The following is a 23166-nucleotide window of genomic DNA, read 5'->3' on the forward strand; positions in this document are numbered from 1 at the left end:
GGCAAAAAAGCGTGCGACAAATTGTCATGGTTGCATGGGGCTAGCAAAGACAACGCTAAATCTACCGATAGCATAGACTTCCCGTAGATTTAGTTAGCCAAGATCAAGCTTCTGAGTTTTTTCTGCTAGTCAATAATCTTGTCAATTGCACGGCTTTTCTTTACCATTCTATGGATTGAAAAAAACAGTTAGTTTTTTTCTTAATAAAAGGCTTTGTAAAAAAGCCGAATAAGCTGATGGGAGACGACTTAATGAGCAATGACGGCGTGAATGTAGGCCGACGTCGCTTTCTAGTGGCAGCCACAAGTGTTGTGGGTGCTGTAGGAACGGCAGGCGCTGCTATCCCGTTTCTGGGGTCTTGGGCCCCCAGTGCGAAGGCTAAGGCCGCGGGCGCACCAGTGCGAGTAAACATCAGTAAGGTTGAGCCAGGGCAGCAGGTCGTTGCTGAGTGGCGTGGTCAGCCTGTTTTTGTTGTTCATCGCACTCCTGAAATTATGGCTGGATTGGAAAAACTCGAGCCAACCTTGGCGGACCCAGATTCCAAAGAGTCTGACCAGCCTAGTTATGTAGACCCTAAACACCGTTCAATTCGTCCAGAGATATTGATTGTTGTTGGACTCTGTACACACCTTGGATGTGCGCCTACGTTCCGTCCAGAGGTTGCTCCTGCAGACTTGGGTCCAGACTGGATTGGCGGTTATTTTTGTGCTTGTCACGGTTCGCGCTATGACTTGGCAGGCCGTGTATATAAATCCCAGCCAGCACCATTGAATTTGCCAGTGCCTCCATATAGCTATGAGACAGATGATATTGTCATTGTTGGCGTAGATGAGGAGACAGCATAATGAGTAAGTTAATGGAGTGGATCGACGCTCGTTTTCCTGCAACCAAAATGTGGGAAGACCATCTATCCAAATATTATGCGCCGAAGAACTTTAACTTCTACTACTTCTTCGGTTCCTTGGCGTTACTCGTACTGGTCAACCAACTCCTTACCGGTGTTTGGCTAACCATGAGCTATGAGCCATCGGCAGAAGGCGCTTTTGCTTCCGTTGAATACATCATGCGTGATGTTGAGTACGGCTGGATTTTGCGTTACTTGCACTCAACTGGTGCCTCAGCATTCTTTGTCGTAGTTTACCTACACATGTTCCGTGGCCTGCTTTATGGTTCTTACCAGAAGCCACGTGAGCTGGTGTGGATCTTCGGTATGCTGATTTACTTAGCGTTGATGGCAGAAGCCTTTATGGGTTACTTGCTACCTTGGGGCCAAATGTCCTATTGGGGCGCGCAGGTAATTATCTCCCTGTTTGGTGCTATTCCAGTTATTGGTGCTGACCTAACTGAGTGGATTCGTGGTGACTACCTGATCTCAGGCATTACCCTGAACCGCTTCTTTGCGCTGCACGTTGTAGCTGTACCTATTGTGTTGCTGGCTCTGGTTGTATTGCACATCCTAGCACTACACGAAGTGGGTTCTAACAACCCAGACGGTGTGGATATCAAGAAACTGAAAGATGAAAACGGCGTTCCTTTAGACGGTATTCCTTTCCATCCTTACTACACAGTGAAAGATATCGTTGGTGTGGCTGTGTTCTTGTTTGTGTTCTGCTTTGTAGTGTTCTTTATGCCTGAAATGGGCGGCTACTTCCTAGAGCGACCAAACTTTGAACAAGCGAACGCGCTGAAAACCCCCGCTCATATTGCACCTGTTTGGTACTTCACCCCGTTTTACGCGATATTACGTGCCGTACCTGACAAGCTGATGGGTGTTGTCGCGATGGGTGGTGCGATTGCAGTACTGTTTGTCCTGCCATGGTTAGACCGTAGTCCGGTTAAGTCTATGCGTTATAAGGGTTGGATGAGTAAGGTGTGGTTGTGGGTGTTCTGTATTTCCTTCATTATTCTGGGAGTACTGGGTGTGTTAGCACCAACGCCTGAGCGTACGTTATTAGCACGTATCTGTACCATTCTTTATTTCGCGTATTTCATTCTGATGCCTTTCTACACCAGAATGGAAAAAACCAAACCGGTTCCAGAAAGGGTGACAGGCTAATGAAAAAGAAAATTGTTGCATTGATTTTCGCTGCACTGCCAATGTTTGGTTTTGCAGCGAATGGAGCATACCCGCTGGATAAAGTTAACATCGACTTAACTGATAAAGCGGCTATGCAAGATGGTCTAAAAACCTTTGCTAACTACTGCATGGGCTGTCATGGCGCTAAGTTTCAGCGTTATGAGCGAGTGGCTACTGACCTAGGAATTAGCGAAGAGCAAATGATGGAGAACATAGTGTTCACTGATGCAAAAATCGGTGACCACATGAAGTCCGCCATGACTGATGCTCAAGCTAAGCAATGGCTTGGGGTTGCGCCTCCAGACTTGACCATGGTCGCACGTGTACGTGGTGCTGATTGGTTGTATAACTATATGCGCACTTTCTACCAGGATACAACCCGCCCCTATGGTGCTAATAACATGGTATTCAAAGATGTGGGTATGCCTAACGTGTTAGTGTCTTTGCAAGGTAATCAAGTCTGTGCTGATGAGGCTTGTACTACGCTAACCATTGAGCCAGGTACTGGTTCAATGTCAGCTGCTGAGTTTGATGAAACTATTAAGAATCTTGTTACTTTCTTAGAGTATTCAGCTAACCCAGTGAAGCTAAAAAGTCAGCGCATTGGTACTTACGTTCTTATTTTCTTAGTGATTTTCTTTGTATTCGCTTACTTGTTGAAGCGTGAGTACTGGAAAGATATTAAGTAATAATTCGCTATGAATCAGTGAAATGCACGCGGTCCTGTGGTCGCGTGCATTTTGCGTCTCTAAACGAACGTAAGCTTCTGTTGTTTGTTTCACTTAGCTATAAGGAGGGAAGTAATGGCTGCCCCAAACAAATTAGGCTGCTATTCTGATCCTGTATGTCAATATTCGCATCGGATTCGCTTGGTTTTAGCTGAAAAAGGAGTTGCTGCAGATATATTTGATGTGGTCAGTGGCGAGTGTCCTGAGTACTTAGCCGAGGTGAATCCTTACGCTACTGTACCGACCTTAGTTGATCGCGATCTGGCCCTGTATGATACCCGCGTAATTATGGAGTATCTGGATGAGCGTTACCCGCATCCGCCTTTGTTACCTGTATATCCGGTAGCGCGTGCTAATACACGCATGCTAGCCGAACGCGTACAGCGTGACTGGTGTGTGCAAGCAGACACTATTCTGGATGCTAAAGCTAAAGAACCAGCGCGCAATAAAGCGCGTAAAGAGCTGCGTGAGAGTTTAATTGGTGTAGCTCCAGTCTTTGCTAATAAAGAGTACTTTATGAGCGATGAGCTGACACTGGTTGACTGCAGCTTGTTACCCTTACTATGGCGTTTACCTATTTTAGGTATTGAGCTACCAAAAGCAGCTCAACCATTGCTGGATTATATGGAGCGAAATTTTGCTCGTGATGCATTTCAAGCCAGTCTTTCAGAAGCAGAACGCCTTATGCGTGCTTAAGCATAATTATGAAATCAAGCAAACCTTATCTGATACGTGCGCTGTATGAATGGATAGTTGATAATGACTGCACGCCCTATGTGCTAGTAGCTGTTGATTTGCCCAACGTACAAGTACCTGAAGGCTATGGTGAAAATGGTCAGCTGGTGCTTAATTTTTCACCAAGCGCAGTGCGTAATTTAAATATTGATGATGACGCCATTTGCTTTGAAGCGCGTTTTGCTGGTATAGCCCGCCAAATTTATATTCCTATTTATGCGGTGCTAGCTATTTATGCGCAAGAAAATGGTCAAGGTATGTTTTTTGAGGCTGAATTAGGCGATATCAATTCCGTTGCTGACGAAAAGATAGCAGACACAAAACAAGCAAGTTCAGAGGCGGATGAACCAGAGCCGCCTGAGCCACCTACAATGCCTAGTGGTGGCAAACCGAGTCTGCGAATTGTTAAATAGAAAGGTAGCGGGTTGATTGTGGACTTAGCCTACTAAACATAAGGAATAAAAAAGCCTTTTTGCGTTAAGCGAAAAGGCTTTTTTTATGAGTTACGCTGCGATTAATCGACGTATTCAAATAGCCTAACAATTTTTTGTACGCCGCCAACATGGCGAACTGCATCGGTAATGTACTTTGCTTGGTTGTGATCAACGATGCCCAGTAAGTAAACAACGCCATTCTCAGTGATAACTTTCACCCTAGATGCTGGCGCATCAGCATCCCCAATGAGGCGTGCTTTCACCTTAGAAGTTAGTAAGGCATCGTTGCTGCGAATAAGCCCCGTGATTGGCTGCTCTACGGTGATTTCATTATGAACTTTTTTCACGCCATCAACCTGCTGTGCGGCAGTCATTGCGCGCTGCTTAAGCTCAGCCGTGGGTGTTTGACCTACCAGCAGCACAACACCATTGTAGCTGGTTAGTGAGATCACAGAGGTGGGACGGTTTAGATCCACGTGTGCTTCTTTAATTGCAGCGGTTACTGCGGGGGCAATAAATTGATCATCGAGTTTGTTACCTAGGCTACGACCACTGCATGCGCTGAGGACGGCTAGGCTAGCGACTAAAATAATAAGTTTACGTATCATTCTTCACACCCAAAAAGATGGTTATCAATCAGATCACATAGGCAGTGTATGGCCAGCAAGTGGACTTCTTGCACGCGTGCAGTGACGTTTGAAGGTACGCGTATTTCAACGTCATCAGGCAATAATAAAGGCGCTATGTTGCCACCGTCACGCCCAGTAAGCGCTACCACCTGCATATTGCGGTCGTGCGCTGCGTGAATGGCTTGAATAACGTTAGCCGAGTTGCCACTGGTGGAAATAGCCAGCAGTACATCACCGTCACGGCCTAGTGCACGAATTTGTTTGGAAAAAATCTCTTCATAGCTGTAATCGTTGGCAATAGAGGTAATGGTTGAGCTGTCAGTAGTTAATGCAATGGCAGGCAAGCTTGGGCGTTCACGCTCAAACCTATTAAGCAGCTCGGATGAAAAATGCTGCGAATCACCCGCTGAACCACCGTTACCGCAGGCAAGTATTTTGCCTTCATTGAGTAACGAGTTGACCATGAGAATGCTGGCTTGCTCAATGGAATCAGGCAAAACGTCTAAGGCTTTTTGCTTGGTTTCAATGCTGGCTTTAAACATTTGTTGGATACGGTTTTGCATGTTGATTACTTCTTCTAAAAATAATGAATTGCGAGCGCTATCTATATCGAGCTATAGGGCTTCAAAAGCATGCTGCACCCAATCGAAACTGTATGTTTGATTGCTGCTCTTGGCGGCTACCACATCGAATCGACAATCATGCTCTTGCCAGCTGCTGTTTTTTTGTAAAAACGCGTGGGCTGTAGCGATAATTCTTTGCTGTTTGGCTCGGTTAACGCTCTCAAGTGGTTCAGCAAAGGTGGTGCTTTTTCTATAGCGAACTTCAACGAATACTAGGGTAGCACGATCCAGCATGATCAGATCAATCTCGCCGTAACGGCAACGCCAGTTGCGTTCAACGAGCTTGAGACCTTGGTCAATGAGAAAACGCGTGGCGTAATGCTCGGCGTGTTTGCCAACGAGTATCGTGCTATTCATCTTCCAAAACGGGAACTGCTTTTCCTTGTTTTATTTTCGCCCAATATAAAGTTCTTTCGATTTGCTGTTGCTGATTAAGTTGCAATGAGCCGGTATAACCCTCGGTTTTGCTGTTGGGCAATGCTTTGAGCTGTTGTAATTGCAAAGCAAGCTGGTAAGCGTCCGCTCCCATAGCGTAAAAACGGCCCATGAACGCATCAGCTTCTGGCCAGCGAGTAATAATTTGCTGGCGCAGGGGATCATCAGTATTAAACAGCCAAGGGATTTCGGTTAGGAATATACCTTCAAGATCTTGTTGAATACCGCTGTCTTGTGAGCTGGGGTTAAGAGAAGACGTGGCGTAAATGGGCAGATCGCCCGCATATTGAAATCTTAGCGTGGGTTGGATCTGCCGTGCCTGCAAAGGGCTGGCGGCTAGGAAGATAAAATCAACATCGCGGCGGCGGCTGGGATTGGAGAATAACTTGGTACCTAGTAGATTCTGCAGTCTTTTACTGCGTGCCTCGCTGTCGCGTAGCTGCAACAGTGTGCCGATTTGCTGTGCCAGCTCAATGGGCTGTCCAATGGCTTGTGAGCCTGCCACTTGTCCACCAAGGGAGAGCCAGCGTTGGTTAAATGCATTCTGTACGCGCCGGCCCCACTCACCTGACTGGACTAAAATAATGACATTGCGTTTGCCGTCAGCCCATGCGCGATCGGCAGCCATGCGTGCCTCGTCTTCAGCTGCTAGACCAAACTGAAATAACTCATTGGGAGGGCTTTGCTCGGAGGTTTCTGCGTAGTTTAGCGCGAGCGTTGTAACAGGTAGACGCTTTTGTGCTGCTAATCGCTTTACGGTGTCTTTTTCCCAAGGGCCAATCAGCAGGTCAATGTTTTTGCTTTGTAAATCGCTGTATAACTGGCCCAAAGAGGTCTGCTCACTGCTGTTATAAAAGAACAGCTCAGGTACTGTTTTGCCAGTCTCTTGAGCGTGGTAATAGGCGCTGAGCAGTCCGTTACGAATAGCGTTGACTACGTTTTGGTTGGCATCTGCTGTGGGCAACAGGATGGCAATTCGCTTAATGGGTTGCACGGTAAGTTGTTGCAGCGCTTGTAGTGCCTGCGGGAGTTGAATGGCTGCAGGGTGTTTGGCATGAGTTTCAACCCAGTATTGGATCTCCTGCTGCTTTTGTTCTAGTGAGCCGGTGCTTTTGGTCACTTTGGCTAACTCTATCCAGCCGTCAAGGTCAGGTTCGTTTTGTATTTGATAGTGGGTGCTCGGTAATTGGCTAATGAGCTGCCAGATGTGCTCATGGTTTGTATTGGCTTGTTCGCCCGTTAAATAGGGCGCTGTAAAAATACGTTCCCGAGCGGCGGCTAAAGGGCGGCCTGTATCTTCTAAGGCTTGAGCGCGGGCAAGTTGGCTACGAGCTTGTTGTTTGAGCGGTAATTCGGTAAGACGCTGAAATTCAGGCTTGTTTAAAATTTGTAATGCCAGTTCAGGTTGCTTGCGGGCTATGGCTAACTCCGCCGTCAGGGTATAGGCAAAAATTAACTGTGCGGGGGAGGCTTCGCTTAAATTAATTGCCTCTAACAGGGTTCTTGCTTTAAGTGTGTCGCCTTGTTGCCAAGCGAGATCGACCGCCGAGAGGTAGAGGTTTATCGCTTCGGAGCCTTTTTTCTTTTCGGCCAGCATTAGCGTTTTATCAACGTCGTCATACTTTTGGCTTGGCAATGTGCCAATATGATTGTCGGGCGTTCCGGCACATGCTGCTAACAAGACAGTGCAGATTAAAGTAAGAGGTAAAGGTGCACGATTAAACATAGCTAGAATCCACAGCAAACAAGAGGTATGAAAGGTGCACATTGTACCTAAGCAAAGGCCAAGCTGCGATGCTTAGTGCACATTCAAGTTATAATCTCCTTCTAAACCTATTATTGGAAAAACAAATGCAAGACGAAGCCCTTAATAATGCTGCTGGCTGCTTATATGTGGTGGCTACCCCCATAGGTAATCTAGATGATATTACTGCGCGAGCATTGCGTGTTTTGGCTGAGGTGCAGCTGATAGCAGCAGAGGATACGCGCCACTCAAGCCGCTTGCTGCAACACTTCTCGATTAGCACGCCTTTGGTGGCCTGTCATGACCACAATGAACGTGCGCAAAGCAGCAGTTTGCTTCAGCGCATAGAGCAGGGCGCCAATGTGGCTTTAATCAGTGACGCGGGCACACCGCTGATATCCGACCCTGGCTACCACTTAGTGGCACAAGCGCATGCGGCGGGCATTAAAGTGGTACCAGTGCCAGGCGTGAGTGCTGCGATCACTGCTTTATCGGCTGCCGGACTGCCTTGTGATCGTTTTGCGTTTGAAGGGTTTTTACCTGCTAAAGAAGGTGCACGGCAAAAATACTTACAACGTTTGACGCAAGAAAGCCGCACCATGATTTTCTACGAAGCACCGCACCGTGTACTGGGCTCAGTTAGAGCAATGGCCGAAGTCTTTGGTGGTGAGCGTCAAGCGGTGTTGGCTCGCGAGCTGACTAAAACCTTTGAGACTATCAAAAGAGCAAGTTTGGCTGACTTGGCGCAGTGGATTGGCGCGGATACTAACCAGCAACGTGGTGAGTGCGTGTTGTTAGTGAAAGGTGTTGATACAAAAGCAGCAACCGATGAAATAAGCGTCGATACACAAAGCATTCTTAAGCTGCTGTGCAATGAATTGCCGTTAAAAAAAGCCGCGGCCATGACCGCACAGATTACGGGTGTACGCAAAAACCTGCTTTATCAGTGGGGGCTGGATAACTTAGCGTCTAGTTAAGGGCAGTTGTTCAAAAGCAACGGCGTTGAGCCCTGTTAATAACAGTTGGCGGATATTTTGATGTTCTTGTCCGACTGGGTTGGCTAGTACATGGCGGTAATGCTCACCAAAAGCTAACAGGGCTTCTTCTGTACTTAAGCCTTCCAGAAGAGCTAGCCCCAGTATTTTACAGGAACCCTGATTTTCGCCTGCTAGGTTAGTAATGCTACCGTTAAGAAAAGCTTGCGGCTGGTAATGATAATGTTGCTCAATAAACGCCAAGCTGTCGGCAAACAAATGCGTGGGTAGCTGTAGGCGTAGTTTGAAATGAGCCAGTATTTTATGCATGACGCTGTGCGGTTAGGGTAATGGAGACGGACTCAGAAAAGCGCAGCGCATGGGGTTTGTCGATCTCGACTTCAGCAAACTCAACTCGCTCAAAATTCATCACGCAGTCGAGCACTTCTTGGGTGAGGCGTTCCAGAAGTGCAAAGCTCTTGCTTTCAACCAGCGCAATAACCGTTTTGCAAATGCTGCGGTAATTTAACGCGTCTTCTATGTTGTTGCTGATTACCGCATCTTTAGCGCGGTACACTAGGGTGATATTAATGAGTACATCCTGTTTGTTGCGGATTTCATCATCATTAATGCCAATGTAGGTACGCAAGCGCAGATTTTTGATGCGAATTTTAGCCAGACCCGGCTTTAAATCAAGCATGTTCAGTGATTCCGAATAAGCTGTAAAAACTCTTGTCGGGTGTTGCCTGAGCGGCGAAAGCTGCCGAGCATGGCGGAGGTGGTCATGACGGAGTTTTGCTTTTCTACGCCGCGCATCATCATGCACATGTGTTTAGCTTCGATAACCACGCCCACCCCTGCTGCTCCGGTTACGGATTGCACCGCTTCTGCCACTTGGCGGGTGAGGTTTTCTTGAATTTGCAGACGCCGGGCATACATATCTACGATGCGAGCTATCTTAGACAGGCCAAGAACTTTGCCAGTCGGTATATAGGCAACATGAGCCTTACCAATAAAAGGCAGCAAGTGGTGTTCGCATAGAGAATACAGCTCGATATCGCGCACGATGACCATTTCTTCGCTGCTGGATTCAAACAGCGCATTGTTGACGATTTCGTCGAGACTTTTTTCATAGCCGTTACACAGGTATTGCATGGCCTTGGCCGCGCGCATAGGAGTGTCGCGTAAACCTTCACGCTCCGGATCTTCCCCTAGGCCGAGCAAGATTTGTTGATAGTGTTTTGCAAGATCGTTACACACAGAGTGTCTCCTTGTTATAGCAGGTGGCGACCGCCGTTTAGGGTTAAGGTCGTGCCGGTAGTATAGGGGCAGTCAAGTAAGTATTTTATTGTTTGGTAGACCACATTGGGGCCGGGAATGGTTTGCATGACAGATTTGTTTTTTGCCTGTTGTAAATACGGCTCAGCATCGCTGGGGTGCTGCATGATCAATGCGGGGGCGATAGTATTTACTTTAATCTTTGGTGCAAAGCGTGCGGCAAAGGAAAGGGTCATATTGTCCATTCCTGCTTTAGTGGCGCTGTAAGCGATACGCTTGCTGCTGCCTCTGCGGGTTACATCGTCGCTGATGTGAATAATGTCGGCGATAGGGCTTTGTTCTAACAACGGCGCACAAGCGAGATTAATCATGTAAGGCGCAAGCATGTGGACATGGAATAATTGGCTAAGCGGTTGCGACGCAGAAGGATGGTTGTCAGCTTGCCACATCGAGGCGTTATGAATAATAGCGCGCAGATTAGAGGTATGACGCTTTATTTGTTCAATAAATACAAGAATGCTTGCTTCGCAGGAAAAATCTGCTTGGATGCAGGTTACACCCAGTTGGGTCAGCTGTTCTAGCTGTTCGTGTTCACTGCGGTAACTGATAATGACTGAGTAACCGTCGGCGACCAAACGCTTGGCGCAATGAAGGCCAATACGTTGTGCGGCGCCTGTGATGAGAATAGGGGCGGCTTGTTGCATAATACTCAAAACCTATAATGGGTTAAGCAGTCTGCCATACTTGGTCGACTATTTGTATGTGGCGCTGCTGTTTAACCAGCTACGCAGGCATGCAGTAAAGAAACTTAAAGTTATTTTGTCAAATACAGAATAAGTAAAGAGAGGGAAGACAGTGAAGTTAGTCGTTATTTCAGGAACCGTTTTTGGTACCTCAGAAGAGGTGGCTTATCACGCAGTGGAGCTGCTGCTTAAAGCAGGAATCGAGGTGGAGTATAAGCAACAATGGCAGTTGGATGAGTTGGTAGCAGCGGATCCACAGGCTTTGCTGTTTATCAGTTCAACCACAGGTATGGGCGAGATGCCGCCGGCATTACAGCTTTTGACTGTTCAGTTAGAAGATCGCTTGCCGAGCTGGGCAGGTCGTCCTGCAGGTATTATTGCTTTGGGTGATTCCAGTTATGGTGAAACCTTTTGTGCTGCAGGTGAGCAATTGCATGAGCTGTGTGGGCTTTTAGGCTTGGTTGAACTGCAGGAGATGTTACGTTTGGATGCCAGTGAAACTGTAACCCAAGCGCAGGACTCCGAGCCTTGGGTTGAACGTTTTGCTGCTGAGCTAACTGCTTGGGAATCGGTGTGAAGGATAGATGCAATAGAAAAGCTGTGGTCGGCGCTGGTAAAGCAAAACGAAGGTTAACGCGCCAAGAAGCTGCTGTATTGATAGCGTTTAATAAACCCTATGGTGTGTTGACACAATTTACGGATGAGCAAGGGCGACCAACGCTAAAGGATTTTATTGATGTGGCTAATGTGTATCCAGCAGGACGACTGGATCGTGACAGTGAAGGATTGCTGTTGCTGACCAATGACGGTGCATTACAAGCGCGTATCGCCGAGCCCAAATACAAACTCAGTAAAACCTATTGGGTGCAAGTGGAAGGTGTGCCGCAACCGGAACAGCTAGCGCAGCTGGCGGCCGGTGTTGAGCTAAAAGATGGACTGACCCTACCTGCTCAAGTGCGTTTAATAGATGAGCCTGATTTATGGCCGCGCAATCCGCCGGTACGTTTTCGTCAGAGTATTCCAACGCACTGGCTGGAGCTAACTATTTGTGAAGGCAAAAACCGTCAGGTTAGACGAATGACCGCAGCGGTAGGGCTGCCTACCTTGCGTTTGGTAAGGGTGCGAATTGGACAGTGGTCATTGGCGGGTTTAGCGTTGGGGCAGTGGCGGCATGAATCTGTGAGTCGCTAGGTTTTACAGATCCAATACGGCCATCAGTACGGTTTTAATAATAAAACCAAGTACACCTAGGCCGAGGGCGAAAAATAATACCGCGGTGCCAAAACGACCGGCTTTAGATTTCTTTGCCAAATCCCAAACAATAAACGCCATAAATAAAATCAACCCAGAGACTAAAAACGTCACCATGAGTTCTTCAAATACCTCGGTTTCCATTAGAATTACTCGCTCTTTTGTCGGAAAAAATAAGAGAGAAAAAGTTGAGCAGCCAGCCTACTGCTAGCCCTTCAAACCGTTAAGTTAGAAATAAACCAGCCTACCGAACGAGGCAATAGGATTAAAGCTGCATATTTCGCTAATCCTGATTGCGTAAAGTTTAAAAGTTTTTTAAGTGTTCGAGCGGTAGCTGGGTGGTGGATTGTATGTGATCTAGCACAAAGCTGGAACGTACACTGGTAACGCCTTCGATGCGCGTAAGTTTTTCCAGCAAGAATTTCTGGTAGTGGTCCATGTCGGGCACTATTACCTTGAGTTGGTAATCAGCTTCCATGCCCGTAATTAAGCTGCATTCGAGCACTTCGGGACATTGGCTAATTTTTTTTTGAAAGTTGGCAAAGCGTTCAGGCGTATGGCGATCCATGCCTATCAGTACATAGGCTGTTAGGGTGAGACCTAGTTTTTTGCGATCCAGAATAGCGACTTGGCGTTGAATGTAACCGCTTTCTTCCAGCTGTTTCACTCGTCTAGAGCAAGGGGAGGGAGATAAGCTAATAAGGTCGGCCAACTCTTGATTGGAGATGCTGGAATCCTTTTGTAGCGCAGCAAGGATGAGAATGTCGTATCTGTCTAGTTTTTCCATAATAAATGCCGAGGACTGATGTGCTTGTGGGATTATATTGCGTTATTTGTTGTGTTTGTGCAATTGGTTGTTGCTAAGGGTGTTTTTTTTGCACACTAAGCAATAATTAACCTGTGCAATTAATCTATACTAGCCTCATGTTCAGGGCATGCTCAGCCAGATGAGAAATCCTTTACCGAGGGTTTAGACATTAAGCGGTTTACCCAATCACTTAATTGGCGCGCAACAGCTTACCTAGCAGTTGTAGACAGGCAGCAACACACATTGTTTACCGCCGAACACAGATTAAAGGAGCCTTAAGGCTCCTTTTCTGTTTCTAGGATGTGCAGCCCTGATTGGGCCAGGTGGGCGTCAATGGCTTGCATGATGCTGTGCGCGTGTGGGGTTTGTTTAGATAAAATAAAGCTTAAAGGGATTTTCTGCAGCACTATAAAAGGGAGTTGCAGGCTTTCAATGCCAAGAGCTTGTCGGGTGAAAGACATAGGTTCCTGGTAACTGAGCAAAAAGTCTCCGCGCTTTTTAAGTAGCATTGCAATGGCAGAGGTGTGTGATGAGGCTTGAATAACCTTGATGTTGAGATCTTTGTCGTTGAGCCAAGTATTCACTTTCCAGTAGCTAAAGCCTTTAATGGTAATGATTTTTTTATTCTTTAAGTCGTAAGGTAAGTTTGGTGTCACTTGTTCTAAAGGGTAGTAAAGAGCAAGGTTTATTTGCTCAATGCTGTAACGGCTTTCTAGTATGTGGTTTTTTAATTCGGATTTGCCCAGAGCGCCCATCCAAATATTGACTTTGCCACTGATAAGCTCCTTATATAAGCGAGCAGAAGGCAGGGCGCGAAACTTAACCCTGTAACCCAATTCTTCAAGCACTTGTTGCGCGTAATTGAGCGCAGTACCTTGGCTTTGGCCCTGCTCATCGACGTAAGTGATAGGTGGGAAATCATCAAATCCAATGATCAGCTCTTTAGGCTGTTGTGCGTGAGTTAAAGAGGTCAAACAACTGAAGATCAGTGCAGCAGAGTACAAAAACACCTTCTTCATTATTGAGCCTCTGTTATCCAGTGGGTTGTTTAACCTGCTTCAGCAACGCGAAGCAATCAGGCACGTATAAGTCAGTGAGCTTAGGCCAAAGATTGGTTGGCGTGTTTACTAAAATGCTGCGTGCGCCTGCGTGTTTGGCGCTGGTTAAGTCGAAATGAAAGTCGCCAACCATAATAAGCTTACTGGGGCAGACCTGCCAGTTTCGTGCGATCTTTAGCATACCATCAGGGCTGGGCTTAGGTTGTGCCTGTTCGCGGCCATAAATATTTTGTGGTTGAAAGAACGGCTTCAAACCAATGGCCTCCAGCGTCACTTCAACAAGGCTGTGTGCGTTGCGGGTTAATATAGCCAGTTGGCGGCCTTCCTGATGTAATTGGGTTACCAGTTCGTGTGCCCCTGGTGCCGGCTGCGAATTAGCAGCCAGTTCATGCTCGTGCTCTAGTAGCCATGCATGCTTAGCCTGTGCTTCAGCTGTGGGCAAGCTGGCTAGGTGTTCTAAGATATCGGCAGTCGGCGGGATGTCTAGCTGCTGGCGGATGTGTTCAAAGTCATGCACGGCAAGGGTCAGGGTGCCGTCCATATCAAATACCCAGTGTTGGCACTGTTGTAGAAAATCTTTCATATTTTACTCCGCACAGCTTTTGTTGAGCCAGTCGTTACGTACGCGAACAAGACCCTCTTGCGCAACCGAGGCTACCAGCTTGCCGTCACGGGTGAAAATACTGCCGCGTGAAAAGCCTCTAGCGCCTCCAGTCCAAGGACTGTCCGTTGAGTAGAGCAGCCAGTCATCGAGACGCACTTCTTCGTGAAACCAGATGGCGTGGTCGAGGCTGGCAACCTGCATTTGCGGCTGCCAAATCGATGCACCGTGTGGCAGTAGCGAGGTAGTCAATAGACCAAAATCAGAAGCGTAAGCCAGCAGGTATTTGTGCAGCGCTGGGTCATCGGGCAATGCACCGTTGGCTTTAAACCAGACTTGCTTAATAGGGTCGCTTTTTTCTGGGTGCAACGGGTCAAGTACTTGAACTGCACGCGTTTCAATGGGCTTGTCGCGCAACATTTTGATTTGCTTTTCTTCGCTCAGCGCCTGCGCTAACTGTGGTGCTAAGTCTTGCTCGGGAATGAGCTCTTCTGGGGGCGGGACATCAGGCATGCAGGTCTGGTGGCGGAAACCTTCTTCATGGATATGAAAAGATGCGCTGCAAGCGAAAATAGGCTGACCATTTTGAATGCCCATTACACGCCTTGTACTAAAGGTTGCGCCATCGCGCACCCGTTCTACTTGGTAGACCACCGGTTTGTTTGGATCGCCGGCACGTAAAAAATAGCCATGTAATGAGTTGGCTTGCCGTGCTGAGTCGACTGTCTTACTGGCCGCCGAAAGGGCTTGACCTAAAACTTGGCCGCCAAATAACTGGCGAAAACCCAGATCTTGGCTAGCGCCGCGAAAGAGGTTTTCTTCGATGGTTTCCATATTTAGCAAACTGACTAAGGTATTGAGGATTGCATTCATGCGATGGGCTCTCCGAGCGCAAAAAAACGTATTGTTGAGTCAGACACGGCATGCATGAAAAGCTGGGTAAAGTGAAATATTACTGAAGCCTTTATTAGGCTAGCTGGCGCAGGGTGCATGCGTGCTTGTTATTATAGGTATGTGTTATTGATATAGGTTGCGCAAAAAGCAAAGGAATCGTACCCTTGCGCAGCAGAGTCAGTCAAACAGTCGCTGTTTCTTTATCTTTGATAAAGGAAGGGAGGAAAGTCCGGGCTCCATAGGGCAAAGCGCCAGGTAACACCTGGGAGACGCGAGTCTACGGAAAGTGCCACAGAAAATACCGCCTAAGCACGCAAGTGCCGGTAAGGGTGAAAAGGTGCGGTAAGAGCGCACCGCACGGCTGGTAACAGTCCGTGGCTAGGTAAACCCCGCTGGGAGCAAGACCAAATAGGAATCCATCGGCGTGGCCCGCGCTGGATTCGGGTAGGTTGCTTGAGGCAGTCGGTGACGGCTGTCCTAGAGGAATGACTGTTCACGACAGAACCCGGCTTATCGACTGACTCTGCTTTCTTCTTTTCTTAACGTGAGTTGCCCTGACGTTTACGTTAAAAACGCCTCTCTTGATAATTCACTTTAACTTGCGATGCTAGCGTGTTGAGCTGCAATGGCTTGGCAAAATGAGAGCTGGTTCGCATTCAGTGACACATAAGCAAAAACTCCTAAGTTACCGCCAGTTAAGGGTTTTTCGCCTGTTTTAACTTGACGCTCTACCCTTTTGATTCATATAGTGTGCGGAAGTGGCGCAAAGTGGGAAAAAGTGGGTTTTTTCCAAATTCGCCAAACCTTCTAAGGGTAAAAACAGTGTTTCGAGGAACCAGCGCAATCAATTTAGACGCTAAAGGGCGCCTTGCGATGCCGAGTCGGTATCGTGAAGAGCTTGATGAGCGTAGTGAGGGTCAATTGGTGATAACCATTGATCTCGCTGACCCTTGCCTGTGTATCTACCCTTTAAATGAGTGGGAACGAATCGAACAAGAATTGAGTCGTATGCCGTCGTTGCGCCCTGAAACTCGCCGTTTAAACCGTTTACTGATAGGTAGCGCGGTGGATTTAGACCTAGACAGCAACGGTCGTTTGTTAATACCAACGCGTTTGCGCGAACACGCCCAGCTGGAAAAACGGGTGATCCTAGTGGGTCAGCTGCATAAGTTTCAGCTTTGGGATGAAGACACATGGAATGAGTTGCTAGAAAGCGATTTGGCAGCTATTCAAGAGCCAGATTACTTACCTGATGACTTAATGAACTTGGTTTTGTAATCATGACGAGTCCATATAACCACATCACTGTACTGCTGAATGAGGCTGTTGCAGCACTTAATGTGCAGCCCAGCGGATGCTATGTGGATGGCACATTTGGTCGTGGTGGTCACAGCCGACTGATTCTACAAAAATTAGCGGAACAAGGCCGCTTGTTGGGCTTTGATAAGGATCCGCAAGCCATTGCTTCAGGTGTTGAGTTAGCGCAGCAGGATGCACGCTTTGCCATTGTGCAACGTAGTTTTGCACAGATGGATGATGAGCTGGCTGAGCGCGGGTTGAAAGGTCAGGTTGATGGCGTTTTGCTGGACTTGGGTGTCTCTTCACCGCAGCTGGACGATGCTGAGCGTGGATTTAGCTTTAACCAAGACGGTCCTTTAGATATGCGCATGGACCCCAGTCAGGGCATGAGCGCAGCCCAATGGATTGCAGCGGCGAGCGTAGAGGACATTGCGCGGGTTTTTAGAGAGTACGGCGAAGAGCGCTTTGCCAAACGTATGGCTAGCGCGGTAGTTAAACGTCGTGAAGAAAAACCCTTTACCCACACTGCAGATTTAGCAGAAGTACTTAGCGTAGCCAATCCCGCATGGGAAAAAGGTAAGCATCCAGCAACGCGTACTTTTCAGGCGTTGCGTATTCAGGTTAATAACGAGCTAGGTGATTTGGAGCAGGGGCTGCAAGCGGCCGTGGATAGTTTGGCGATAGGTGGACGCTTAGTTGTCATTAGCTTTCATTCCTTAGAAGACCGTATTGTTAAAAATTTTATGCGTCGCTTAGTTAAAGGCGAGCCCGATAACTTGCCCAGACACCTGCCTGTGATGCCGGAAAAGTTTGAACCACAATTAAAATTGTTGGGTAAACCAAGCTATGCCAGCGAAGCAGAGATTCGCGCAAACCCAAGGTCACGCAGTGCGGTCATGCGTGTGGCGGAGAAATTACGATGAGTATGCCTCTATATCGCCACACATCCCTAGCCGCTGTAGCTGTGCTGGTACTGTTTGTCGCCGTAATTTCAACGGCAGTGTTGGTGGCTTATGCGGCTAATGAAAGTCGCAATATGCTCAATGCCTTGTTTGTAGAAATGAGCAAGCGAGACAAGTTGCAAGCCGACTGGGGTCGACTGGTGTTGGAACACAGTACTTGGACTGCACATAACCGCATTGAAAGTTTGGCGGTTGAGCACTTGAATATGATTATTCCTGAGCCTGGGGCAGTAAGGGTGGTGACGCCATGACCAAGCTAAAAGGGTTCGGGTTCAAGCGCTATCATTTAATCCTGCTGGGCTTTGTTACCTTGGCGAGCATAGCGACGGCGCGTATTGTGCAGCTGCATATTTATCAGCATGAGTTTTTGTCTGAGCAGGGCGATGCGCGTAGTGTGCGCAACATACCGATTTCTGCCCATCGCGGCACTATTACAGACCGCAACGGTGAGCCGTTAGCGGTAAGTACGCCGGTAGTGACTCTATGGGCCAACCCCAAGGTACTGATTAATCAAAAATCGCGCTGGTCTGAGCTGGCTAAAGTGCTGGGCGAGAGTGAAAAAAGCCTTGCCGAGCGGATTGAAAAAAACGCTCAGCGTGAGTTTATGTACTTAGAGCGCTCTATGACACCTGAGCGCGGGCAAGCAGCGCAGGATTTACGTATTCCTGGCATTCATGTGCGCGAAGACTTTCGTCGTTACTACCCTGCTGGTGAAGTAACGGCGCACTTGGTGGGCATTACGGATATTGATGAACAGGGCCGTGAAGGGTTAGAGCTAGCCTATAACGAGTGGTTGGCAGGAGTGCCGGGTAAGCGTCAGGTATTGAAAAATTTACGCGGTGATGTGATTCGCGATGTGCAGGTTTTACAAAATGCTAAGCCGGGTCAGTCCTTGGCGTTATCCATTGATTTGCGCTTGCAATATTTGGCCCATCGAGAGCTGCGTAACGCGCTGCAGGAATTTAAAGCTAAAGCCGGATCGCTGGTGATTGTGGACGTTAAAACCGGTGAAATATTAGCCTTGGTAAATCATCCTACCTATAACCCTAACAACCGCAGTACTTACAGCGCAGAAGCGATTCGTAACCGTGCGCTGGTGGATGTGTTTGAACCGGGTTCAACAGTAAAGCCTTTTACTATTGCCGCCGCATTAGGTACGGGACGCTGGCAACCGCAGTCCACGGTGGATGTGGGTAATGGAGTGATGAAAGTAGGTCGCTACACAATTCGTGATGTATCGCGAGGCGGTGTGCTGGATCTGACGAACGTGCTGAAAAAATCCAGCAACGTGGGGGTCAGTAAAATTGCTTTGGATATAGGCGCTGAGCCTATTTATACCATGATGCAGCAGGTGGGCTTCAGCACGGATACGGGGCTGGGTTTTCCGGGCGAAAGCCTAGGTTACTTCCCTGCTTACAGACGTTGGGGCTCGGCAGAAATTGCAGCCATGTCCTATGGCTATGGTTTTTCTATTACCGCCGTGCAGCTAGCGCATGCTTATGCCATCTTGGGTAATAACGGTCAAAGCAGCCAGCTGACATTTTTACAGCAAGAAAAACAAGGTCCTTCGATTCCCATTATCGAGCCTGACATTAGTCACACAGTGATGGAAATGTTGCGCTCCGTAGTGGAAGACGAAGGCGGCGGTGGCGTGCGCGCACGCGTACCTGGTTACCATGTGGCAGGAAAAAGCGGTACTGCCAAAAAACAAGCAGCCAGCGGTGGTTACACCAAGGATAGCTATCGTTCTTTATTTGCCGGCGTCGGTCCAGTGAGTGAGCCGCGCATAGCAGTGGCGGTTGTTATTGATGAGCCACGAGAAGGTGGTTTTTACGGTGGCGTTGTCGCTGCTCCAGTGTTTAGCCGCGTGATGGCGGGCTCTTTACGCCTGCTCAATGTGCGCCCTGATAACCTTGCGCAGCAAGTTGTTAAGCAAGGTCAGGTTGTTCGTGGAGGGCGCAGCTAATGCCAATGCCCTTAAATCAATTATTACCACAAGCACCCAGCAGCGTGCTTATTCGTGAGCTGACCCTAGACAGCAGGCAGGTCAAGCCCGGGGACTTGTTTTTGGCCGTGCCGGGAGCGCAGGCTGATGGACGCTTGTATATCACCGATGCGATTGCCCGTGGTGCAGCAGCGGTGGCCTATGAAAGTGAAGGCGCACCGGATATTCAAGACAGTGCTGCTATGTTGCTGCCCGTTAAAGATTTACAAGGACAGCTATCGGCCATAGCCGGACGTTTTTACGGTGAGCCTAGCCGAGCTTTGACCATGGTTGGAGTGACGGGCACTAACGGCAAAACCACAGTGAGTCAGTTGCTGGCGCAAGCACTAGAGGCGCTGGGCGAAAAATGTGCGGTGATTGGCACGTTAGGCAATGGTTTTTTAGGCGCATTAAAAGCAGGTGTACACACCACGCCCGATCCTATTCAGCTGCAAGCTGCCTTGGCTGATATCCAGCTTGCCGGCGCCGGCGCTGTGGCTATGGAGGTATCTTCCCATGGTTTGCAGCAACAACGTTTAGCGGCTGTGGATATGGATGTGGCGGTGCTGACCAATTTAACCCGCGACCACCTTGATTATCACGGCAGCATGCGAGCCTATGCACAGGCTAAAGCACAGTTGTTTGCATGGCCTAACTTGCGCGCCCGCGTCCTTAATTTAGATGATGCGTTTGGTGCAGAGCTGGCGCAGCAATATGCCAAGCAAGGGCTGACAACCTACAGTATTGAGAACACTGACGCGCATGTGCATTGCAGCCAATTTACGTTTGGCATGGATGGCATTCAAGCCTATGTGGTGACCACTCAGGGTGAGGCTTGGTTACGCAGTTCATTGCTGGGCCGTTTTAACCTAAGCAATTTATTGGCGGTGGTGGCTACGCTGTCCTCCATGGGATATGCCATGGGTGAAATTTTATCGGTGATGCCTAAGTTGCGCGCCCCAGCAGGTCGTATGCAGGCGTTAGCCCATGAAGGTCAACCGCTAGTTGTCGTGGATTATGCGCATACCCCTGATGCATTACAGCAAGTGCTACTCGCCATTCGTCCGCACGTGGCGCAAGGCGGACGCTTGTGGGTGGTGTTTGGTTGTGGCGGTGATCGTGATAAAGGCAAGCGACCCTTAATGGCGCAGGTAGCGCAGACTCACGCCGATGTGCTGGTGGTGACGGATGATAATCCACGTACTGAAGCAGCAGCGGTAATTCGCCAAGAGATTTTAGCAGGGTTAACTGCCGAAATTGCAGTCAGCGAAATAGCTGAGCGTGCCCAAGCGATCGCTTATGCCATCGGCGAAGCTCAGCCGGGGGATGTGGTAGTCATTGCCGGCAAAGGCCATGAGGATTATCAAGAAATTAACGGCGTGCGTACGCACTTCTCCGATCTAGAACAGGCGCAGCACGCGTTACAAGCCAAGGAGGTGACCGATGTTTAAGCCGTGGTCACTGACTGAATTACAAGCCCCTTTGGCTGCCGACTTGCTGGGCGCAGATGTTCAGGTTCAGCGCGTGCACACCGATAGCCGAACCTTGCAGACCGGTGATTTATTTGTCGCACTGCAAGGTGAGAATTTTGATGGTCACGAGTATTTAGCCGCTGCTGAGCAGGCAGGTGCTGTTGCGGCAGTGGTTGACACCTGGCAAGAAGATAGTGATTTATCCCAGCTAATAGTCGCCGATACGCGCTTGGCTTTGGGGCAGCTTGGCGCACTTAATCGCCAAGCCTTTAAGGGCAAGCTGGTTGCGCTGACAGGATCCAGCGGTAAAACCACAGTTAAAGAAATGCTCGCCAGTATCGGTCGTGTCGCTGTGGGTGAAGCGGCTGTATTAGCGACGCGCGGCAATTTAAACAATGACTTAGGCGTGCCTATGACCTTGCTGGAATTAGCACCGCAACATCAGTGGGCAGTGATTGAGCTGGGTGCATCACGCTTGGGCGAGATTGCTTATACCCGCGCATTGGCTCAGCCACAGGTAGTGCTCATCAATAACGCTGGCATGGCGCATGCCGGTGAGTTCGGCGGGCCTGAGCAAATTGTTAAGGCTAAAGGTGAAATCCTAGACGGTTTGGATGCCAGTGCAACAGCCATTTTAAACAAAGATGATGCCGCCTTTACGCAGTGGGCCGCGCGCAGTAGTGCGGATCATGTGCTGAGCTTTGCTAAAGAAGACAGTCAGGCCGATGTGTACGCCAAAGATTTAACCAAGCATGTCAGCGGTTGCTATGGCTTTGTGCTCTGCACACCTGCGGGTGATATAGAGGTGCAGTTAACTGTGCCCGGTGAGCATAACGTCAGTAACGCTTTGGCAGCTGCTGCCACAGCAATTGCGCTGGATTGTGATTTGCCAACAATTGCCCAAGGTTTGCAGCAGATGCAGCCGGTAGCTGGACGTTGCATGGTGCATGCGTTGAGTGATGGCTGCTATGTCATTGATGATAGTTATAACGCCAATCCTGCTTCTATGCGTGCCGCAATGGACGTGCTGGCAGAAATGCCGGGTGAGCGCATTTTATTGTTAGGTGATATGGGTGAGTTGGGCGAGTGGGCTGAACAAGAGCATCGACAGCTGGGTGTGTATGCCCAGGGTAAAGCGGATGCGCTTTATGGTGTAGGTCAGCACGTTCAACAAGCCGTGAACGCTTTTAAAGGCGAAGCAAAACATTTTTCCAGCCAGCAGGAGTTGTTGGCTTTCCTATCAGCTAAAACGCCGGCTTTGGCTAGCTATTTAGTTAAGGGCTCTCGCAGTGCTGCCATGGAAAACGTGGTTGCTGCGCTAATAAATAAAAAAGAAGGTGGGTACTGATGTTGTTACTCATTGCTGAATATTTACAGCAATACCATAAAGGCTTTGCGGTGTTCCAGTACCTGACTTTGCGCGGGATTCTGGGCATTTTAACCGCACTGGTGATGTCACTGTGGCTGGGGCCTTGGATGATTCGCACGCTGCGTAGTTTGCAGATCGGTCAGTCGGTACGTACCGATGGTCCGCAGAGTCATTTGTCCAAGTCGGGTACGCCCACCATGGGGGGCGCACTGATTTTGGCCTGTATTGCTATCAGTACTTTGTTGTGGGGCGATTTGGGCAACCACTATGTGTGGATAGTTTTGGTGACCACCTTGCTCTTTGGCGCGATTGGTTGGGTAGATGATTACCGTAAAGTGATCGAAAAAGACTCGCGTGGCTTACCCGGAAAGTGGAAGTACTTTTGGCAGTCGGTATTTGGTTTGGGCGCGGCCATTATGCTTTATAGCTTAGCTGAGTTACCGGCGGAGACGGCGTTGATTTTCCCGTTTTTAAAGGACGTGAGCCTACAGCTCGGGATTGGTTTTGTCGTACTGACTTATTTTGTGATTGTCGGCTCCAGTAATGCGGTCAACCTAACCGATGGCTTAGATGGGTTGGCGATTTTACCTACGGTGTTAGTGGGCGGTGCGTTGGGCGTCTTTGCCTATTTGTCTGGTCACGTAACCTTTGCTAATTATTTGTTTATTCCCTATATCCCGGGCGTGGGTGAGTTGATTGTCTTCTGCGGTGCTTTAGTGGGCGCAGGATTGGGTTTTTTATGGTTTAACACCTATCCCGCGCAGGTGTTTATGGGCGATGTAGGTGCGCTGGCGCTAGGCGCGGCTTTGGGTTTAGTGGCAGTGATGGTGCGTCAAGAAATCGTGCTGTTCATTATGGGCGGCGTGTTTGTCGTGGAAACCCTGTCGGTGGTGATCCAAGTGGCTTCGTTTAAGTTGCGCGGTAAACGTGTGTTTCGCATGGCGCCTATTCATCACCATTTTGAGTTACAGGGCTGGCCCGAGCCGCGCGTGATTGTGCGCTTTTGGATTGTCACCGTGGTGCTGGTGTTGATTGGTTTAGCCACCTTGAAACTGAGGTAAGACATAA

28 protein-coding genes and 1 other RNA gene are annotated in these 23166 nt (G+C 48.7%); 16 read left to right on the forward strand and 13 right to left on the reverse strand.

What is annotated here, in order from left to right; translation table 11 throughout:
• Window positions 1-251: 251 nt before the first annotated feature.
• The 5 genes from petA to QEZ41_RS01875 all read left to right on the forward strand — a co-directional run bounded on the left by petA (window position 252) and on the right by QEZ41_RS01875 (window position 3953).
• Complete coding sequence (gene petA / locus QEZ41_RS01855) at window positions 252-845, forward strand: ubiquinol-cytochrome c reductase iron-sulfur subunit (protein ID WP_289409657.1); 594 nt, start codon at window positions 252-254, stop codon at window positions 843-845.
• Window positions 845-2056 (forward strand): cytochrome b, encoded by a 1212-nt coding sequence (locus QEZ41_RS01860; RefSeq protein WP_289409658.1) that lies wholly within the window; start codon window positions 845-847, stop codon window positions 2054-2056. Before petA ends, QEZ41_RS01860 begins: the two co-directional genes overlap by 1 nt.
• The gene (locus tag QEZ41_RS01865) at window positions 2056-2766 is read left to right on the forward strand and encodes a cytochrome c1 (RefSeq protein WP_289409659.1); all 711 of its coding nucleotides are present in this window, start codon (window positions 2056-2058) and stop codon (window positions 2764-2766) included. Before QEZ41_RS01860 ends, QEZ41_RS01865 begins: the two co-directional genes overlap by 1 nt.
• A gap of 114 nt (window positions 2767-2880) precedes the next feature.
• Window positions 2881-3501, forward strand: coding sequence for a glutathione S-transferase N-terminal domain-containing protein (locus QEZ41_RS01870; protein WP_289409660.1), 621 nt, complete (start codon window positions 2881-2883; stop codon window positions 3499-3501).
• 8 nt (window positions 3502-3509) lie between these two features.
• Window positions 3510-3953, forward strand: a complete 444-nt coding sequence (locus tag QEZ41_RS01875; RefSeq protein ID WP_289409661.1) for a ClpXP protease specificity-enhancing factor — start codon at window positions 3510-3512, stop codon at window positions 3951-3953.
• 101 nt (window positions 3954-4054) lie between these two features.
• On the opposite strand, the gene QEZ41_RS01880 is transcribed toward QEZ41_RS01875, so the two are convergent.
• The 4 genes from QEZ41_RS01880 to QEZ41_RS01895 are packed head-to-tail and all read right to left on the reverse strand — an operon-like array spanning window position 4055 to window position 7387.
• Complete coding sequence (locus QEZ41_RS01880; protein WP_289409662.1) at window positions 4055-4582, reverse strand: BON domain-containing protein; 528 nt, start codon at window positions 4580-4582, stop codon at window positions 4055-4057.
• A complete protein-coding gene (locus QEZ41_RS01885) occupies window positions 4579-5172 on the reverse strand; it encodes a phosphoheptose isomerase (protein WP_289409714.1) in 594 nt (197 codons plus the stop codon). The genes QEZ41_RS01880 and QEZ41_RS01885 overlap by 4 nt, the downstream gene beginning before the upstream one ends.
• 45 nt (window positions 5173-5217) lie before the next feature.
• Complete coding sequence (locus tag QEZ41_RS01890) at window positions 5218-5583, reverse strand: YraN family protein (protein WP_289409663.1); 366 nt, start codon at window positions 5581-5583, stop codon at window positions 5218-5220.
• A complete protein-coding gene (locus tag QEZ41_RS01895) occupies window positions 5576-7387 on the reverse strand; it encodes a penicillin-binding protein activator (protein WP_289409664.1) in 1812 nt (603 codons plus the stop codon). The genes QEZ41_RS01890 and QEZ41_RS01895 overlap by 8 nt, the downstream gene beginning before the upstream one ends.
• Before the next feature lie 125 nt (window positions 7388-7512).
• Here QEZ41_RS01895 and rsmI point away from each other — a divergent pair, with 125 nt between their 5' ends.
• Window positions 7513-8382: a 16S rRNA (cytidine(1402)-2'-O)-methyltransferase gene (gene rsmI / locus QEZ41_RS01900; RefSeq protein WP_289409666.1), complete on the forward strand. Its 870-nt coding sequence runs from the start codon at window positions 7513-7515 to the stop codon at window positions 8380-8382.
• On the opposite strand, the gene QEZ41_RS01905 is transcribed toward rsmI, so the two are convergent.
• From QEZ41_RS01905 to folM, 4 genes are read right to left on the reverse strand one after another with little or no spacing between them, the layout of a single operon-like run.
• Window positions 8368-8709, reverse strand: a complete 342-nt coding sequence (locus tag QEZ41_RS01905; RefSeq protein WP_289409667.1) for a HopJ type III effector protein — start codon at window positions 8707-8709, stop codon at window positions 8368-8370. The two genes, rsmI and QEZ41_RS01905, sit on opposite strands and share 15 nt — an antisense overlap.
• Complete coding sequence (gene folX, locus QEZ41_RS01910; RefSeq protein ID WP_289409668.1) at window positions 8702-9079, reverse strand: dihydroneopterin triphosphate 2'-epimerase; 378 nt, start codon at window positions 9077-9079, stop codon at window positions 8702-8704. Before folX ends, QEZ41_RS01905 begins: the two co-directional genes overlap by 8 nt.
• A 2-nt stretch (window positions 9080-9081) precedes the next feature.
• Window positions 9082-9639 (reverse strand): GTP cyclohydrolase I FolE, encoded by a 558-nt coding sequence (folE, locus tag QEZ41_RS01915; protein ID WP_289409669.1) that lies wholly within the window; start codon window positions 9637-9639, stop codon window positions 9082-9084.
• Between the two features lie 14 nt (window positions 9640-9653).
• Window positions 9654-10361, reverse strand: coding sequence for a dihydromonapterin reductase (folM, locus tag QEZ41_RS01920; protein WP_289409670.1), 708 nt, complete (start codon window positions 10359-10361; stop codon window positions 9654-9656).
• A 151-nt stretch (window positions 10362-10512) separates the two neighbouring features.
• On the opposite strand from folM, the gene QEZ41_RS01925 reads away from it, so the two are divergent.
• On the forward strand, window positions 10513-10977 hold the full coding sequence (locus QEZ41_RS01925; RefSeq protein ID WP_289409671.1) for a flavodoxin domain-containing protein: 465 nt from the start codon (window positions 10513-10515) through the stop codon (window positions 10975-10977).
• Window positions 10978-11000: 23 nt separating this feature from the next.
• The gene (locus tag QEZ41_RS01930) at window positions 11001-11591 is read left to right on the forward strand and encodes an rRNA large subunit pseudouridine synthase E (RefSeq protein ID WP_434556778.1); all 591 of its coding nucleotides are present in this window, start codon (window positions 11001-11003) and stop codon (window positions 11589-11591) included.
• Window positions 11592-11594: 3 nt separating this feature from the next.
• Here the strand turns inward: QEZ41_RS01930 and QEZ41_RS01935 are convergent, their stop codons facing one another.
• The 5 genes from QEZ41_RS01935 to tesB form a co-directional block, all read right to left on the reverse strand.
• Window positions 11595-11795 (reverse strand): DUF2788 domain-containing protein, encoded by a 201-nt coding sequence (locus tag QEZ41_RS01935; protein ID WP_289409672.1) that lies wholly within the window; start codon window positions 11793-11795, stop codon window positions 11595-11597.
• Between the two features lie 160 nt (window positions 11796-11955).
• Complete coding sequence (locus QEZ41_RS01940) at window positions 11956-12438, reverse strand: Lrp/AsnC family transcriptional regulator (protein ID WP_289409673.1); 483 nt, start codon at window positions 12436-12438, stop codon at window positions 11956-11958.
• A 296-nt stretch (window positions 12439-12734) separates the two neighbouring features.
• Window positions 12735-13478, reverse strand: coding sequence for a substrate-binding periplasmic protein (locus QEZ41_RS01945; protein WP_289409674.1), 744 nt, complete (start codon window positions 13476-13478; stop codon window positions 12735-12737).
• A 13-nt stretch (window positions 13479-13491) separates the two neighbouring features.
• Window positions 13492-14100 carry an HAD family hydrolase gene (locus QEZ41_RS01950; RefSeq protein ID WP_289409675.1) on the reverse strand — a complete coding sequence of 203 codons (609 nt, stop codon included), beginning with the start codon at window positions 14098-14100 and terminating at the stop codon, window positions 13492-13494.
• A gap of 3 nt (window positions 14101-14103) precedes the next feature.
• Entirely contained in the window at window positions 14104-14991 is an 888-nt protein-coding gene (tesB, locus tag QEZ41_RS01955; RefSeq protein ID WP_289409676.1) for an acyl-CoA thioesterase II, read from the reverse strand.
• Between the two features lie 194 nt (window positions 14992-15185).
• On the opposite strand from tesB, the gene rnpB reads away from it, so the two are divergent.
• The 8 genes from rnpB to mraY all read left to right on the forward strand — a co-directional run bounded on the left by rnpB (window position 15186) and on the right by mraY (window position 23159).
• Window positions 15186-15541: RNase P RNA component class A (gene rnpB / locus QEZ41_RS01960), an RNA gene on the forward strand.
• Window positions 15542-15834: 293 nt separating this feature from the next.
• Window positions 15835-16290 (forward strand): division/cell wall cluster transcriptional repressor MraZ, encoded by a 456-nt coding sequence (mraZ, locus tag QEZ41_RS01965; protein WP_289409677.1) that lies wholly within the window; start codon window positions 15835-15837, stop codon window positions 16288-16290.
• Window positions 16291-16292: 2 nt separating this feature from the next.
• Window positions 16293-17234 (forward strand): 16S rRNA (cytosine(1402)-N(4))-methyltransferase RsmH, encoded by a 942-nt coding sequence (gene rsmH, locus QEZ41_RS01970; protein WP_289409678.1) that lies wholly within the window; start codon window positions 16293-16295, stop codon window positions 17232-17234.
• Window positions 17231-17524 (forward strand): cell division protein FtsL, encoded by a 294-nt coding sequence (gene ftsL / locus QEZ41_RS01975; protein ID WP_289409680.1) that lies wholly within the window; start codon window positions 17231-17233, stop codon window positions 17522-17524. The genes rsmH and ftsL overlap by 4 nt, the downstream gene beginning before the upstream one ends.
• The gene (locus tag QEZ41_RS01980; protein ID WP_289409681.1) at window positions 17521-19239 is read left to right on the forward strand and encodes a peptidoglycan D,D-transpeptidase FtsI family protein; all 1719 of its coding nucleotides are present in this window, start codon (window positions 17521-17523) and stop codon (window positions 19237-19239) included. The genes ftsL and QEZ41_RS01980 overlap by 4 nt, the downstream gene beginning before the upstream one ends.
• Window positions 19239-20708, forward strand: coding sequence for a UDP-N-acetylmuramoyl-L-alanyl-D-glutamate--2,6-diaminopimelate ligase (locus tag QEZ41_RS01985; RefSeq protein WP_289409682.1), 1470 nt, complete (start codon window positions 19239-19241; stop codon window positions 20706-20708). Before QEZ41_RS01980 ends, QEZ41_RS01985 begins: the two co-directional genes overlap by 1 nt.
• On the forward strand, window positions 20701-22077 hold the full coding sequence (locus QEZ41_RS01990) for a UDP-N-acetylmuramoyl-tripeptide--D-alanyl-D-alanine ligase (protein ID WP_289409683.1): 1377 nt from the start codon (window positions 20701-20703) through the stop codon (window positions 22075-22077). Before QEZ41_RS01985 ends, QEZ41_RS01990 begins: the two co-directional genes overlap by 8 nt.
• Window positions 22077-23159, forward strand: a complete 1083-nt coding sequence (gene mraY, locus QEZ41_RS01995; RefSeq protein WP_289409684.1) for a phospho-N-acetylmuramoyl-pentapeptide-transferase — start codon at window positions 22077-22079, stop codon at window positions 23157-23159. The genes QEZ41_RS01990 and mraY overlap by 1 nt, the downstream gene beginning before the upstream one ends.
• Window positions 23160-23166: the final 7 nt, after the last annotated feature.

Origin of the sequence: Thiopseudomonas acetoxidans (assembly GCF_030362935.1) — a bacterium.
GTDB classification, from domain to species: Bacteria; Pseudomonadota; Gammaproteobacteria; order Pseudomonadales; family Pseudomonadaceae; genus Thiopseudomonas; species Thiopseudomonas acetoxidans.